At 74.1% G+C, this 15122-nt stretch carries 14 protein-coding genes; 8 read left to right on the top strand and 6 right to left on the bottom strand.

From position 1 onward, the window contains the following. Positions 1–123 precede the first annotated feature (123 nt). Positions 124–693: a GNAT family protein gene (locus QEZ54_RS06040; RefSeq protein WP_281303447.1), complete on the top strand. Its 570-nt coding sequence runs from the start codon at positions 124–126 to the stop codon at positions 691–693. Beyond that, positions 690–1799 (top strand): GNAT family N-acetyltransferase, encoded by a 1110-nt coding sequence (locus tag QEZ54_RS06035; protein ID WP_281303446.1) that lies wholly within the window; start codon positions 690–692, stop codon positions 1797–1799. Before QEZ54_RS06040 ends, QEZ54_RS06035 begins: the two co-directional genes overlap by 4 nt. Positions 1800–1903: 104 nt before the next feature. Here the strand turns inward: QEZ54_RS06035 and raiA are convergent, their stop codons facing one another. The 5 genes from raiA to mtrA form a co-directional block, all read right to left on the bottom strand. Beyond that, positions 1904–2518, bottom strand: coding sequence for a ribosome-associated translation inhibitor RaiA (gene raiA / locus QEZ54_RS06030; protein ID WP_281303445.1), 615 nt, complete (start codon positions 2516–2518; stop codon positions 1904–1906). A gap of 271 nt (positions 2519–2789) precedes the next feature. Continuing rightward, positions 2790–3530: a phosphoribosyltransferase family protein gene (locus tag QEZ54_RS06025; protein WP_281303444.1), complete on the bottom strand. Its 741-nt coding sequence runs from the start codon at positions 3528–3530 to the stop codon at positions 2790–2792. 3 nt (positions 3531–3533) lie between these two features. Then, a complete protein-coding gene (locus QEZ54_RS06020) occupies positions 3534–5357 on the bottom strand; it encodes an LpqB family beta-propeller domain-containing protein (protein WP_281303443.1) in 1824 nt (607 codons plus the stop codon). Next, a complete protein-coding gene (gene mtrB / locus QEZ54_RS06015; protein WP_281303442.1) occupies positions 5354–7147 on the bottom strand; it encodes an MtrAB system histidine kinase MtrB in 1794 nt (597 codons plus the stop codon). The genes QEZ54_RS06020 and mtrB overlap by 4 nt, the downstream gene beginning before the upstream one ends. 13 nt (positions 7148–7160) lie before the next feature. Beyond that, entirely contained in the window at positions 7161–7850 is a 690-nt protein-coding gene (gene mtrA, locus QEZ54_RS06010; RefSeq protein ID WP_217394908.1) for an MtrAB system response regulator MtrA, read from the bottom strand. Positions 7851–8114: 264 nt separating this feature from the next. Here mtrA and QEZ54_RS06005 point away from each other — a divergent pair, with 264 nt between their 5' ends. From QEZ54_RS06005 to QEZ54_RS05985, 5 genes are read left to right on the top strand one after another with little or no spacing between them, the layout of a single operon-like run. Then, positions 8115–8918: a hypothetical protein gene (locus QEZ54_RS06005; RefSeq protein ID WP_281303441.1), complete on the top strand. Its 804-nt coding sequence runs from the start codon at positions 8115–8117 to the stop codon at positions 8916–8918. Further along, a complete protein-coding gene (locus QEZ54_RS06000) occupies positions 8915–9490 on the top strand; it encodes a DUF4129 domain-containing protein (protein WP_281303440.1) in 576 nt (191 codons plus the stop codon). Before QEZ54_RS06005 ends, QEZ54_RS06000 begins: the two co-directional genes overlap by 4 nt. Further along, positions 9487–10788, top strand: coding sequence for a DUF4350 domain-containing protein (locus tag QEZ54_RS05995; RefSeq protein ID WP_281303439.1), 1302 nt, complete (start codon positions 9487–9489; stop codon positions 10786–10788). The genes QEZ54_RS06000 and QEZ54_RS05995 overlap by 4 nt, the downstream gene beginning before the upstream one ends. Further along, positions 10785–11762 (top strand): MoxR family ATPase, encoded by a 978-nt coding sequence (locus tag QEZ54_RS05990; RefSeq protein ID WP_281303438.1) that lies wholly within the window; start codon positions 10785–10787, stop codon positions 11760–11762. Before QEZ54_RS05995 ends, QEZ54_RS05990 begins: the two co-directional genes overlap by 4 nt. Then, positions 11762–13069 (top strand): DUF58 domain-containing protein, encoded by a 1308-nt coding sequence (locus QEZ54_RS05985; protein ID WP_281303437.1) that lies wholly within the window; start codon positions 11762–11764, stop codon positions 13067–13069. Before QEZ54_RS05990 ends, QEZ54_RS05985 begins: the two co-directional genes overlap by 1 nt. Here QEZ54_RS05985 and QEZ54_RS05980 read toward each other — a convergent pair. Beyond that, on the bottom strand, positions 13055–14035 hold the full coding sequence (locus QEZ54_RS05980) for a stage II sporulation protein M (protein ID WP_281303436.1): 981 nt from the start codon (positions 14033–14035) through the stop codon (positions 13055–13057). The genes QEZ54_RS05985 and QEZ54_RS05980 overlap by 15 nt on opposite strands. Positions 14036–14127: 92 nt before the next feature. Here QEZ54_RS05980 and QEZ54_RS05975 point away from each other — a divergent pair, with 92 nt between their 5' ends. Then, entirely contained in the window at positions 14128–15054 is a 927-nt protein-coding gene (locus QEZ54_RS05975; RefSeq protein ID WP_281303435.1) for an RDD family protein, read from the top strand. The last annotated feature ends 68 nt before the right edge of the window (positions 15055–15122 follow it).

Genomic DNA, 15122 nt, shown 5'->3' with positions numbered 1-15122 from the left:
CCCCTGGGGGAAGGAGCAACCGAGATCGGACAAGAAGTCCCAAAGTTCCCGCAGGTCACCGCCGTACAAACCGCTGTATAACCAGCGTGCGCCCGCCGCCCCCGGTATGTCAGGGTTGCCGGCATGTCTTCCCCTTACGACGCGCCCCAGCCCGTGCTGCGCGCGGAGACCGAGGCGGGCGAGAAGATCACACTCCGCCCCGCCGAGCTCAGGGACGCCGACAGCGTCCTGCTCACCTGCACCGACCCGGAGTCTTTGCGCTGGACCACCATCCCGCTCGGCTACGACCGGGCGATGGCCGAAGGATTCACCACCGACTACGCGCCGGGCTGGTGGCAGCGGCGCGAAGGCGCCTGCTGGGTCGTCGCCGGCGCCGACGGGTCCTACGTCGGGCAGTTGGATCTGCGGATCGGCAAGGATCCCGAGGTGGCCGATGTGGGATTCGTCACGGCACCGTACGCTCGCGGCCGCGGCTACATGTCCGCCGCGCTACGCGCCGCCGCCGAGTACGGTCTGCGGGAACTGGGCCTGGCCCGGGTCGAGTGGAAGGCGCACGTCGGCAACGACGGCTCACGGCGGGTGGCCGAGAAGGCGGGCTTCCGCCTCGAAGGGGTGCAGCGCGGCGGGTGCGCGCACCGGGGCGAGCGGCGCGACGCGTGGATCGCGGCGCTGGTGAGAGAGGATCTGGCATGAGTGAGCAGGTGCTCGACGGCGGGGCGGTGCGGCTGCGCCCGTGGGCCGAGGCCGACCTGGCGGACCGGGTGCGGGCCTGCGAAGATCCGGACATCGCGCGGTACCTGCCGGAGCTGCCGTCGCCGCACACGGCCGACGACGCCCGCCGGTGGATCGCCGAGGGCGCCCCCGCGGCCTGGCAGGCGGGCGGGGCGGCCTGGGCGGTGGTGGATCCGGCCACCGACCGGCTGCTCGGCGCGGCCAGCATGCTGCCGGTCGGCGTCTCGCGCAACCACGCGGCGGTCGGCTACTGGGTCGCGCCGTGGGCCCGCCGCCGGGGCGTGGCCACCGCGGCCGCCCGCACGGTGTCGGAATGGGCGCTGCGCGAGCGCGGCTTCGATCGGCTGGAGCTGCTCACCGCGCCGACGAACGCGGCCAGCCAGCGGGTGGCGCTGGCGGCGGGCTTCACCCGCGAGGGGGTACGCCGCGGCGCGCTGACCGACCGGTCGGGCGCGCTGACCGACCTGACCGCGTACGTCCGGCTCGCCACCGACTCGGGTGACCGGGTCGCGCCCGGCCTGCCGGACCTGCCCGGCGGGCAGCTGACCGACGGCCACGTGGTGCTGCGGCGGGTGACCCCGGCCGACGCCGACGACATCTTCGCCCTGCAGAGCCTGCCCGAGGTCGCCAAGACCAACCTGGGCGGCCCGATCACGCCCGAGTTCATGCGCTTCCGGTGCGAGCGGGCCGAGTCGGAGTGGCTGGCGGGCGCGCGTGCCGACTGCGTCATCCTCGACGCGGCGACCGGCGCGTTCGCCGGTGACATCGGCCTGTTCTACCAGGAGCCGTTCACCCGGCAGGCGCTGATCGGCTACGGCCTGCGGCCGGAGTTCCGGGGCCGGGGCATGGCCACCAGCGCGGCGCGCCTGATCAGCGACTGGGCCATGGAGCACGCCGGGATCATCCGGGTGTGCGCGGGGACGTTCCCGTACAACGAGGCGTCGCGCAACGTGCTGCGGCGGGCCGGGTTCGAGCAGGAGGCCTACCTGAAGGCGAAGCTGCCGGGCCGCGACGGCGGGCGGATCGACGACATCCAGTTCGTCCGGATCGCCGAGCAGTACCGCTGAGCGGCAGCGCCGCTGAACAGAAAGGACGGTGACCCGGCCTCCGGTGGTACGAGCCGACCGGAGGCCAGGTCACCGTTCCCAGAGGAGGGTGACCACGAGCAACGTCACCAGGCGAGGGTGAGCAGGCCGTAGTCGTAGGCCCGACGACGGTAGACCACGCAGGGCCGGCCGCTGTCCTTGTCATGGAACAGGTAGAAGTCGTGCCCGACGAGCTCCATCTGGTAGAGCGCGTCGTCGATCGTCATCGGCTCGCCGGAGAACTCCTTCTCACGCACGATGTGCCAGGGCTGCTCCTCGTCGTCCATCGTCGCGACGGAGCCGCGCGACAGCGAGGTGCTGGTGAGGTCACCGGGGGGTTCGAAGAGAGGCAGTCCCGCCGTCGCGGCGGCGACGGAGACCGGGGCGCGGCGGCCGCGGTGCACCCGGCGGCGGTCGGCCGCCTTGCGCATCTGGCGGTCGAGGCGCTCGATGGCCATGTCCAGTGCGCTGTAGAAGTCACCGGCGGCGCCGACGGCGCGGATCACGGGTCCGCGGGTGACACAGGTGATCTCAACGTGCTGGCAGGAATCAGCTTGGCGCGGGTTGCGCTCGTGGATTAGTTCGACGTCGATTTCAATGATCTTCTGGTCGTAACGCTCGATCTTCTGCAGCTTGTCGGCCACGTGCACCTTGTAGTGCTCGGGCACTTCGACGTTGCGACCCTTGACCTCGATGTCCACGCCTGACCTCCCACGGTCTGTCCGAAAAACTGGACACCCCAGCGATTCGCTCCGGGGCGCACTTACGTAAGCCCCTTCCGACGCTCGTGCCACTTTTCACAGTGGCCTCCATCAGGTGGTTGGCTTCTGACGCTAGCCGCTGGACAGCCTCTCGTCATCCCTTGTACCAAGACTGTTTTGACGAGATTCGCCCTTTCGGTACCACGCGTCACCGTGCCGTCACCGGCTGCCGATCAGGTAATTATGCGGAAGTTTCCGGCATATTTCTCGGTCAGGCACGGGTCCGGCGTGTCGCGGCGAGAGTGACGCATGCATCAACCCGTACCCCCGCTCGGGTCAAACATGCCGCCGCGGCCGAAAGAGTCGCACCCGTCGTGATGATGTCGTCGAGCAGCACCACCACGGACCCGGCGGCGGCCCGCCGCGCCTGCGCCAGCCGGCCCGGCGCCGTGGTGAACCCGCCCAGCGCGGCCAGCGCCCGCTGTGCCGAGGTCAGGTGGGCCGAGTCCGCCTTGGGCAGGGCGCGCAGCGGCTGCGCCAGCTCGACCCGGCGGCCCGCCTCCCGCAGCCGGGCGGCCGTCCCGCGCGACAGCAGCAGCATGTGGTCGCCGTGGCGGGCCCGCGCCGCCGCGGCCGTGTCCGGCACGTGCAGCAGCAGCACCGGGGAGCCGGGCACCACGGCCGCGACCGCCTCGGCCAGCAGCGCGCCCAGCGGCCGCGCGAGCCGGTGCCGACCCCGCTCCTTGTACGCCAGCAGCAGCTCCCGCAGCCGCCCGTCGTAGTCGCCGAGGGTGACGCACGGGGGCAGCCCGTCCGGCGCGGGCTGCGGCCGGGTGGGCCGGGCCCGCAGGGTCTCCAGCTCGCGGGCGCAGCCCTCGCACACCTCGAACCGCAGCGACTGACCCTGCGTGCCGCACCCCGCGCAGGCGGCGGGCAGCACCAGGTCGCTCAGGGCGCCCCAGAGGGCGGTGGCGGCGGCGCCCGCCCGAGCGCGGCGGACCCCCGGCGGCACGGCTCAGCCCTCGAAGAAGGCGGCGGAGACCGCCGGGGTGGCCGGGGTGCTCGGCGAGGCCGACGGATCCGCCGACGGCGTCGCCGAGGGCAGCGGCTCCGGCGGCAGGAACTGGCTCAGCGGCTCCGGGTCGTGCTGACCGAACGCCTGGTAGGCGGTGCCGTTCATGTCCAGCAGGATGTTCAGCCCGCTGCCGGTGATGGGGTTGTCGACGTACGCCACCAGGTTGGTGATCTCGGTCTGCACCCGCGACGGCGCCAGCGACTTCGACTGGAGCACCCCGTCGGTGGTGATCTCGTAGAGCAGCGCCTCCTGCGCGGCGTTCAGCCCCGCGATGACGAGATGGTCCTCCTTGGTGAAGGCGACCCCGCGCAGATCCGTGAGGCTGGTCGGCACCGACCTCGGCTGGCCGACCGAGAACGACGTGACCTGGTTGCCCTTGCGGACCAGCGCCGCCGTGTACAGGCTGCCCTTCACCACCAGCGCGATCCGGCGGCCGTCGGGCGCCACCGACATCGCGGTCACCTTGCCGGGCAGCCGGTCGGTGTGCACCTGCGCGTGCGCCCCGCCGTTGCTGACCGCGTAGATCTCACCGTCCTTGAGCACCAGCAGCACCTGGTTGGAGCGGTCCAGCCAGGTGGGCGCGGACAGGACGTCCCCTTCCAGCCCGCTGTATCTGATCTTGTCGGTCTCGCCGATCCAGAGCTGCTGCCTGCCGTAGCGCTTGCGGACCAGGGCCACCGACTGCTGGCGGCGGGAGACCGCGGCGGCGGCGATGTCCTGGTTGACGTTGCCCAGCGCGAGCGAGGCCGACGCCTGGCCGGTGCGCAGCTGGCGCAGCCTGCCGTCGACCACCGCGTAGCGGCGCGGCTCGTAGGACTGGGTGCCGACCGCCGAGTTCTTGGCCAGGTAGGTGGTGCTGGTGGTGACCGGCACGCCGTCGGTGAGCAGCTGCAGGCTGCGGTCGGCGCGGTCGGGCCGCAGCGTCCACCACAGCTGGGCGGCGAGGTTGTCCAGCGCACTGGCGTCGGAGACGGCGGCGGTCAGGTTCACCGTCAGCCGGTCCGGGCTCAGCGTGATGCTGCCGCGCCGCGAGGCGCCCTCGGGCAGCAGCTCCACGGCGCGGTCCAGCCACTGCGACGGCCCCCCGACCAGCCACTCCAGCAGGCGGTTGCCCTGCTGCTCCGGCGGGACGGCGCGCGGAAGGTAGCGCAGATCCGGCACCAGCGACGACTTGTCGGCGTTGAGGAAGTAGATGGGCCTCACGTCGTAGTAGGTGAGCACGGCGGTGTCGACCAGCAGCAGGTCGTCCGGCGGGTCGGTGATGACCAGGCCCTGGCCGTTGGGCGCCGGGCCCACGGTGAACGTGTACGTCTTGTGGCCCAGCCGCGGCGGCTCGATCCGCCCGTCGGGCGTGAGGATGCCCAGATGCTGCACCGGCACGTCCACGCCGCCGGTGGAGCCGTTGCGGGTCACCGAGCGGGTCAGCCGGACCAGGTTCACCTCGGTGCCCGGGTTCCACTCCTCGATCGCCTTCGGGCTGAGATAGCTCTTCAGCACCTCGAGCACGTTCGTGTGCGACGCCTGCGTGCCGTGGTCCCCGGCGGCCGCCTCGAGGAAGTCCTCCACCAGCTTCTTCGGATCGTTGATGATGCCGCGCACGGGCGGCGTGGCCCGCGCGTACGGCGCCCCGCCCGGACCCGCCGAGGGCCCCGGCCCGTCGCGGACGACCTGGTCGCGGGCGCCGATGCCGCAGGCGCCCAGCGTCAGCGCGGCGCCCGCCCCGGTGAGCATGCCCAGCAGGCGACGTCGGTTCAACGTGGTCATACCGTCGCCCCCCGCGGCGTCTCCAGGTGTCCGTCCGCGCTCGTCCGCGGGGCCGGCGGCTCGGCCGGGACCAGCGGCAGCGGCGAGCCGACGAGGCGGCCGCCGGCGCGGACCGGCAGGGTCAGGCGGAACTGGGCGCCGCGGCCGGGCGCGCCCCAGGCCTCCAGCCAGCCGCCGTGCAGGCGCGCGTCCTCGAGGCTGATGGACAGGCCGAGGCCGGTGCCGCCGGTCTGCCTGGCCCGGGACGGGTCGGCCCGCCAGAACCGGTTGAACACGAGCTTCTCCTCCCCCGGCTTCAGCCCGACGCCGTGGTCGCGCACCGTGATCGCGATCGCCCGGTTGTCCATGCCCAGCGTGACCACGACCGGCCTGCCCTCGGCATGGTCGACCGCGTTGCCGACCAGGTTGCGCAGGATGCGCTCGACCCGGCGCGGATCGATCTCGGCGATGACCGGCGGGTCCGGCGCCACCAGCTCCAGCGACACGTTGAGCCGCTCGGCGACCGGGTCCAGCCGCTCGGTCACCCGGCGCACCACCGTGACCAGGTCGGTCGGCTCGGCGTCGAGCATGGCGAAGCCCGCGTCGAAGCGGCTGATCTCCAGCAGGTCGGTGAGCAGCTCCTCGAACCGGTCCAGCTCGCCCAGCATCAGCTCGGCGCTGCGGGCCACGGCCGGGTCGAACCCGTCGCGCTCGGAGTGGATCAGCTCGGCGGCCATGCGCACCGTGGTCAGCGGCGTACGCAGTTCGTGCGAGACGTCGGAGGTGAACCGGCGCTGCAGCCGCGACATCTCCTCCAGCCGGACGATCTGCCGCTGCAGGTTGGCCGCCATCTGGTTGAACGCGTCGGCGAGCAGGGCCAGCTCGTCCTCGCCCTTGACCGCCATCCGCTGGTCGAGCAGGCCCGCCGACAGGCGCTGCGCGGTGCGCGCGGCGACCCGGACCGGGCTCACCGTGGCCCGGGTGACCAGCGCGGTCACCACACCCAGCAGCAGCACCAGCGCCGCGCCGACGTAGTTGATCGTCGACCGGATGTCCTCGGCGATGCCGACCTGGCTGTCGACCGGGAAGATGTAGTACAGCTCGACGGAGCCCTGGCCCCACCTGGTCGGCACGGGCGAGCCGTAGACGAGGTAGGTGCTCTGGCGGCCCTCGTCGCCGAGGTCGGCGGTGACGTACTGGTGGCTGCTCCAGCCGCCCAGCACATCGGCCTCCAGCCTGCTGGTGATGGCCTGCCCCGCGTCGCGGTTCTGCGGCCAGGCCAGCCCCTCGGTGGGCAGGGTCCGCGCCGTCTCCTTCTTGAACCGCATGGCCACCACCAGGCCGGTGGACTCCGAGCGCTGCCCGGCCAGGCTGCTGAGCAGGGTGGTGAGATCCTGATTGATCTTGGGATCCTCAGGGTTGAGCATGAGGTTCAGCTGATCGGTCGCGTCGATCACGCCGTTGTCGAAGCGCTGCTCGGCCTCGTGCTCGGCACCGGCCAGCAGCGCGTTGGTGCTGCGCTCGGCGACCAGGTAGCCGAAGCCGCCGACCAGGACGCTGGACGACAGCAGGGTGATGGTCACCATCCGCAGCTGCAGCGAGCGCCGCCAGGTGCGGCGCCCCTGCCGCAGCACGGGCGCGAGCCTGCGCGCCGTCGGCCGCAGCGCGGGCACCCGGGCGGCCTGGCGGGCCAGCCGCTTGAGCGAGGCCGCCAGCCGCGCGGCACGGGTGCCCGGCATGGCGGACCGGCCGTCCCCGCCGCCCTCGGCGGCGCTGGACAGCAGGTCGGGGCGGGGGTCGGGGGTGGTCACAGCGCGGACAAGATTAGCTGGTCCCGGCCTTGTAACCCACCCCGCGCACGGTCAGGATGATCTCCGGGCGCTCCGGGTCCGGCTCGATCTTGGCGCGCAGCCGCTGCACGTGCACGTTCACCAGCCGGGTGTCGGCCGAGTGCCGGTACCCCCACACCTGCTCCAGCAGCACCTCGCGGGTGAACACCTGGCGCGGCTTGCGGGCCAGCGCCACCAGCAGGTCGAACTCCAGCGGGGTCAGCTTCACCTCGTCGCCGTTGCGGGTCACCGTGTGCGCGGGCACGTCGATCACGATCTGGTTGTTCGGCGGCCCGATGGTCAGCAGCTCGGGGGTGACGTCCTCACCCCGGCGCAGCCGCGCCCGCACCCGGGCGACCAGCTCCTTGGGCTTGAACGGCTTGACCACGTAGTCGTCGGCGCCGGACTCCAGCCCGAGCACCACGTCGACGGTGTCGCTCTTGGCGGTCAGCATGACGATCGGCACCCCGGACTCGGCGCGGATCGCGCGGCACACGTCCAGGCCGCTCATCCCCGGCAGCATCAGGTCCAGCAGCACCACGTCGGGGCGCGCCTCGCGGAACGCCGCCAGCGCTCGCTCGCCGTCGGCGACGAACGCCGGGACGAACCCCTCGCTGCGCAGCACGATGCCGAGCATCTCCGCCAGGGCGGGATCGTCGTCCACAACCAGGACTCGGGCCCTCATCCATTTGCTCCAGGCAGCATCGGCTCGTTCATGCCGTCCAATATTCCATCCCATCCCGCAAGACACGAACCGCCTTCGCGGATCTCGTCCGATCGGCCAGGGTGGGGACCCGCGACCGGCCACGCCCCGCGAGGGCGGGACCACGCGACTGGCCCCGCCGTGCCAGGATGGCGGGCGCTGCCCCACCCCCCACCCCGACACCCCTCGGAGCACTCCTTGGACCGCGCCGCGCCGGCCGCGCCCCAGCCGCCGTACGAGCGAGCCGTGCCGCTTCGCCCGCTCACCCTCGGGGAGCTGCTGGACGCGGCGATGCAGCTGGTGCACCGCAACGGGCGGACCCTGCTCACGGTCGCCGCCGTGCTGGCCGCACTCGAGCAGCTGGCGCTGTACCCGATCCGGCTCGCCGCGGACTACCAGCCGGCCTCGGGCCTGCCCGGCCTGTTCTCCGGGTACTGGCCGGTCTTCGCCCTCGGCATGGGCCTGGAAGCGATGATCATCACCGGCCTGGGCCTGGTGACCGGGCGGGCCGTGGTGGCCGACGTCGCCGGCGTGCCCGCGCGGGCACTCGGCGGGTTCCGGCCGGGCACGGTCGCCAAGACGGTGCTGCTCGCGCTCGTCGCGGGCCTGCCCGCCCTGCTCGGGGCGTTCCTGGGGCCGGTGTGGCTGGCGGGATACCCGCTGTTCGGCCTCGCCGCGGTCGTGCTGTACGTCGAGCGCCAGGGCCTGCTCCGGAGCCTGGGCCGGGCGAGCGCGGTCGCCTTCCGGGGAGGCATGCGCGTGCTGGGCGTACGGGTGCTGGGCTACCTGGCCTGGGCGCTGCTGCGCTTCGGCTTCTACCTCGGCGTGCTGGCCGGGCAGGACTTCCTGTCGCTGGGCGACGCCGACTACGGCTGGGTGCTGATCCCGTCCTTCGTGCTGGCCAACACCGTCGCGTACGCCTGCCTGGCGGGCCTGGACGCCGCGCTGCTGATCGAGTCGCGCACCCGGGTCGAGGGCCTGGACATCTGGCTCAACCGCGCCGCGCTGCGCCGCCCGCTCTCGGCCGACCTGCTGGCGGCCACGCGATGAGGTGGTGGAACGAGGCGGTCGCCGCCTGGAGCGACCGCATGTCGCTGGGCCTGACCCTGCTGTGCCTGCTCGTGCTCGCCGGGCTGTGCGGGCTGCTCTGGTACACCTACCCCGCCTGGCTGCCGAACCGGTGGAACCTGCGCGCGGGCTGGCGCCGCGCAGACAAGGCCGCCAAGCGCGCGGAGCAGCCCGTGGTGGTGACCGAGGAGCAGCTCGACGCGGTCGAGGCGGCCGTGGAGGAGCTGCCGGAGGTGGCCCCGGTGGTGTTCGCGACCCTGGCCGACCGGCTCGCCGCCCAGGGGCGCTACGCCGAGGCCGTCCGCGAGCGGCTGCGCGCCATGGTCCGCGAGCTGGTCGACCGGAACGTGGTCGGCAACCAGCCGGGCCTGACGGTGGCCGAGCTGGCCCGCGCCGCCGGCGCCGCCCGGCCCGAGCTCGCCCCCGCGGTGACCACCGCGACCGAGACCTTCTCCACCATCTGGTACGGCAGGCGCCCCGCCACCGCCGACCACGACGCCGCGGTCAAGGACTGCCTCGACCGCGTGCACGAGCAGCTGCGAGGCCGGGCATGACGCCTGCGAAGAAGCGCCGCCGCCTGCGGCTGGTCCTGCCGTTCGTGCCCGTGGTGGCGGTCGTCGCGGTCGCGCTGACCGCGCACGCGTTCGAGCAGACTGACCCGGCCGAGGCCGGCTACCTCGCCCCGACCTCGCCCGCCGCCCAGGGCGGCCGCGACCTGGCCGAGCTGCTGCGCGGCCGGGGCGTCACCATCCTCACCGACACCCGGACCGGCGACGCGCTCGCGCGCATGGACCGGCTGGGCAGCGACGTCACCCTGTTCGTGCCCGCACCGCGCTTCGTGCACCCCGATTACCGCGAGGTCGTGGACCTGGCGCCCAAGGGCGCGACCGTGGTGCTGGTGGAGCCCGGCTCGGAGCTGCGCGACTTCGTGCCGCCGCTGGGCGTGGCCGACCGCCGCTGGGCGACCGCGGTGACCGGGCCCGGACCCGGCTGCCCGCTCACCTCCGCCACGCCGGCCGCCGTGGCGCGCACCCGGTACCTGAAGCTCAAGGACAGCCTGAACGAGCCGGTGTTCTGCTACGAGCAGGGCCTGGCCCGGCTGGAGTACAACGGCGTCGAGTTCATCGCGGTCGGCAGCGACGACCCGTTCCGGGCCGACCGGCTCGCCGAGCACGACAACAGCCGGTTCGCCGCCGACCTGCTGAGCCGGCACCGGACGCTGATCTGGCTGGACCTGCACGCGCTGGAGAACCCGCCGCCGCCCGGCCCGAGCGTGGCCCTGCCTCCGCCGTCGCCCGGCGCGTCCCCGCGGCCCGGCGGCGTCTACGAGCGGCCCAACACCGAACCGGGCGCCGGGTCCGACGACGACAGCGACGACAGCCCGCCGCAGTCGTCCGACCGCTTCACCCCGCCCAGCCCGTTCCCGGACTGGCTGTTCTGGACCGTGGTGCTGCTGCTGGTCGCGGGCGTGCTGCTGGCCCTGGCGCGGGGGCGCCGCCTCGGCGCCCCGGTCGTCGAGCCGCTGCCGGTCGAGGTGCGCGGCGCGGAGACCGCGCTCGGCCGCGCCCGCCTCTACCTGCGCGCCCGCGCCCGCGGTCCGGCGCTGGAGGTGCTGCGGGCCAACGCCCGTACCCGCCTGGCCGGCGCGCTGGGGCTGCCCGCCGCCGCCGACCGCCAGCAGCTGGGCGCCGCCCTGGAGGCGCGCCTGCCCGGCCGCCGCGCCGAACTCGACGACCTGCTGTACGGCCCCGAGCCCAGCTCCGAAGGCGAGCTGCACGCTCGCGCCACCGAACTGAAGACGCTGGTCGAGACCGTGACCGGCGCCCGCATCAACGAAGGAGTACACCGGTGACCGAGCCGCTGACGTTCGAACCCGCCGACCCGGCCCGCGAGGCGCTCGGCCGGCTGCGTACCGAGGTCGCCAAGGCCGTGGTGGGGCAGGACGGCGTGGTCGCCGGGCTGGTCATCGCCCTGCTGTGCCGGGGGCACGTGCTGCTGGAGGGGCCGCCCGGAGTGGCCAAGACCCTGCTCGTACGCAGCCTCTCGGCCGCGCTGGAGCTGGACATGAAGCGGGTGCAGTTCACCCCCGACCTGATGCCCGGCGACGTGACCGGCTCGGTCATCTACGACCCGCGCACCACCGAGTTCCAGTTCCGCCCCGGGCCGGTCTTCACGAACCTGCTGCTGGCCGACGAGATCAACCGGACCCCGCCCAAGACCCAGTCGTCGCTGCTGGAGGTCATGGAGGAGCGGCAGGTCTCCGCCGACGGGGTGAGCCGCCCGCTGCCCGACCCGTTCCTGGTCGCCGCGACCCAGAACCCGATCGAGCACGAGGGCACCTACCCGCTGCCCGAGGCCCAGGTCGACCGGTTCCTGCTCAAGCTGACCGTGCCGCTGCCCACCCGGGACGAGGAGCTGGGCGTGCTGCGCGCCCACCACGCCGGGTTCGACCCGCGCGACCTGCGCGCGGTGGGCATCCAGCGCGTCGCCGGAGCCGCCGACCTGGCGGCCGCGCGCGAGGCGGTCGGCAAGGTCACCGTCGCCGACGTGGTGATGGCGTACATCGTGGACGTCTGCCGGGCGACCCGGGCCATGCCCTCGGTGGAGCTGGGCGCCTCGCCCCGCGGCGCCACCTCGCTGCTGGCCACGTCGAAGGCGTGGGCCTGGCTGGCCGGGCGCGACCACGTCACGCCCGACGACGTGAAGGTGATGGCCCGGCCGACGCTGCGGCACCGGCTGCGGCTGACCCCGGAGGCGGAGCTGGAGGGCGTCACCGCGGACGCGGTGCTCGACTCCGTGCTGGCCACCGTCCCGACGCCCCGCTGATGCCCACCGCACGCACCGCCGCGCTGGCGGCCGCCGGCACCGTCGGGGTGATCGGCGGGTCGATCCTCGGCTTCTACCCGTCGGCCGTCTTCGCCGTGCTGCTGGTCCTGCTCGCGCTGCTGGTGCTGGTGGACCGGGCGCGGGCGGCCGACCCGCGGCGGTTCGCCCTGTCCCGCTCCGGCGCCACCACGGTCCGGCTCGGCGAGAGCACCCAGGTCGTCCTGACGGTGCGCAACCCGACCCGGACCGCGGGCGAGCTGCTGGTCCGCGACGCCTGGGTGCCGTCGGCGGGCGCGTCGGACGAGCCGTACCAGCTGCGGCTGCCCGCGGGGGCGACGGTGCAGCTGCCGACCGCGCTCACCCCGACCCGGCGCGGCGACCGCCCGGCCGCGCGGGTGACCGTGCGCAGCCGGGGGCCGCTGGGCCTGGCCGTCCGGCAGGCCGACCACGAGGTGCCGTGGACGCTGCGGGTGCTGCCGCGCTTCGCCTCCCGCAGGCACCTGCCGGAGAAGCTGTCGCGGCTGCGCACCGTCGAGGGCGCCACCGCGATCCGGGGCCGCGGCCAGGGCAGCGAGTTCGACGTGCTGCGCGAGTACGTGCCCGGCGACGACGTGCGCTCCATCGACTGGCGGGCCACCGCCCGGCGCGGTGACGTCATGCTGCGCACCTGGCGGCCGGAGCGGTCGCGGCGGGTCGTCTGCGTGCTCGACACCGGCCGTACCAGCGCGGTCCGGGTCGGCGACGAGCCGCGCCTGGACGCGGCGATGGAGGCGGCGCTGCTGCTGGCCGCGGTCGCCCGCGAGGCCGGTGACCAGGTCGATCTGATCGCCGCCGACCACCGGGTCCGCGCCGTGGTCACCGCGGTGCAGGGCCGGTCGCTGCTGCCGCGCCTGGTCGACGCGGTCGCCCCGCTGCAGCCCGCGATGGTCGAGACGGACTTCGAGCTGATCACCAGCGAGGTGCTGCGCCGCGAGCGCAAGCGCTGCCTGGTGGTGGTGTTCACGGCCCTGGAGCCGGGGGCGCTGGGCGAGGGCCTGCTGCCGGTGCTGCCGAAACTGGCCGCGCGGCACCGGGTGCTGATCGCGGCCGTGCACGACCACGCGCTGACCGACCTGGCGGCCACCCCGCTGGACCACCCGGGCGACGTCTACGCGGCGGCGGCCGGGACGCGGGCACTGGCCGACCGCGAGCGCATCGCGGGCGCGCTCAGCCGCAACGGGGTGACCGTGCTCGACTTTCCGGCCGACGTGTTCGCCAGCCGGGTCACCGACGCCTACCTGGACCTGAAGGCCTCAGGCAAGCTCTGACGGCTCGGGCGCGGCGGCCTGCTGCCGCTGCGCCCGAGCGCCGAGCACGAAGACGTACGCCAGGAACGCCAGCCAGACCAGCAGGCCGATCGCGTCGCGGACCAGCAGCGGCAGCGGCGACGGGGTCACGAAGCCCTCCAGGAACCCGGCGATGGCGAAGACCAGCACCAGCCCGCGCGCGGCGACCATGCTCTGCCGGGCCGTGGCGGCCAGCGACTGCCCCCGGCCCAGGCCCGGCGCCGGCACGATCCAGGACCAGCCCAGGCGCAGCCCGACCCCGGCCGAGACGAAGATGCCGGTCAGCTCCAGCAGCCCGTGCGGGGCGATGAGCCCGAAGAACTGCCCCGCCTCGCCGTGGCCGATCATGACGCCGCCGACGATGCCCAGGTTGAGCGCGTTCTGCCACAGCAGCCAGAACACCGGCAGGATGGCCACGCCCGAGGCCAGGCACTGCAGCGCGATCCAGGCGTTGTTGGTCCACACCAGGGTGCCGAAGACGTGGTGGTCGTACTCGCTGTAGTAGTCGGCGAAGTCGTGCTCGACCAGCTGCCGGATGTCTCCCGGGCTCAGCCCGAACTGCCCGGCCACGCTCGCGTCCTCGACGACCCAGACCGCCAGCACGGCCGAGACCGCGAGGAAGGCCAGGGCCGACGCGATCCACCAGCGGCGGGCGACGTACAGGCTCAGCGGCAGGCTGTGCGTGAAGAAGCGCGGGATGGCCCGCCAGTCGAACGCGGTCGGCCCGGTGATCGCCCCGCGCGCCGCCAGCACCAGCCGCGACAGCTCCGCCACCAGCGCCGGGTCCGGCGTGCGGCTGCGGACCACGGAGAGGTGCGTGGCCACCCGCTGGTACAGCAGCACCAGTTCGTCGGCCTCCGCCGCGCTCAGGCGGCGCCGTCGGCGGCTCAGCGTGTCCAGCCGGCGCCACTCGCCCCGGTGCTCGGCGACGTACGCGTCCAGATCCACTGCTCGTCCTCCCCTGGCGCGGGAGGGGTCCGCGCCGACCGGCAGCTTAGCGGGGACAGCCCACTCGGGTGTGCCTGTGATTCACTGTGCCGGTGCGACAGGGCGACACCACAGCGGCGGGTCTGGTCAGCGGCGAGGCAGTGCACCTGGAGGTGCGCCTGGCGCGGGCCGGCTCCCGCGTGCTCGCCCTGATGCTCGACGCGTTCGTGCAGGTCTTCCTGCTGATCGTGCTGGCGTCGCTGCTGACCCTCGCCCTGGTGCTGCTCGGCTTCAGCGACGCGGCGCCCGCGATCGCCTACGTGCTCACCTCGGCGCTGGTGCTGGTGGCCTACCCGGCGGTGCTGATGGTGCTCACGCGCGGGCGGTCGGTGGGCAAGCTGGCCATGGGCCTGCGGGTGGTGCGCGACGACGGCGGCCCGGTCACCCTGCGCCACGCCTTCACCCGCGCCCTGGTCGGCACGGTGCTGGAGTGGCCCGGCGTGCTGCTGCCGGTGAGCTGGGCGGCGAGCCTCGGCGTGCTGATCGGCTCCGGCCGGGCCAAGCGCCTGGCGGACCTGGCCGCGGGCACCATCGTCATCCACGACCGCACCCCGCAGAGCTGGGGCTGGGTGCCCAGCACCCCGCAGTTCCTGCAGGAGTGGGCGGCGACCCTGGACCTGACCGACCTCGACGACGAGCTGGCACTGGCGGCGCGGCACTTCCTGGCCCGCAGCCGCGGCCTGCGCGAGCCGTACCGCACCCGGCTGGGCCAGGCCCTGGCCACCGAGATCCTGGCCGTCACCACCCCGCCGCCGCCCCCGAACACCCCGGGCTGGGTCTACCTGGCCGCGATCGTCGGCGAGCGGCACCGCCGCTCGGCGCTGCGGCTGGCCCGCAACCGCGCCAGCCACGCCGCGCTGTGGCCGCAGCTGTTCCCGGCGCTGCCGAGCCAGCCGGCGCCGGTCCAGTACGCCCCCGCGCAGCCGGTCCCGGCCGCCGCGGCCGCCGAGGCGCTGCGCACCGCCGCGCCGACCGCCTGACCCCCGGCGTACGAACGCCGCCTCGGTCCCGACCGGGGCGGGTCGGGTCCGAGGCGGCGCTGCCCGAG

Origin of the sequence: Catellatospora sp. KI3 (assembly GCF_029948125.1) — a bacterium.
In the GTDB taxonomy this organism is placed as follows: Bacteria; Actinomycetota; Actinomycetes; order Mycobacteriales; family Micromonosporaceae; genus Catellatospora.
The sequence above is the reverse complement of the archived record's forward strand: the minus strand, read 5'-3'. Positions and strand labels throughout refer to the sequence as shown.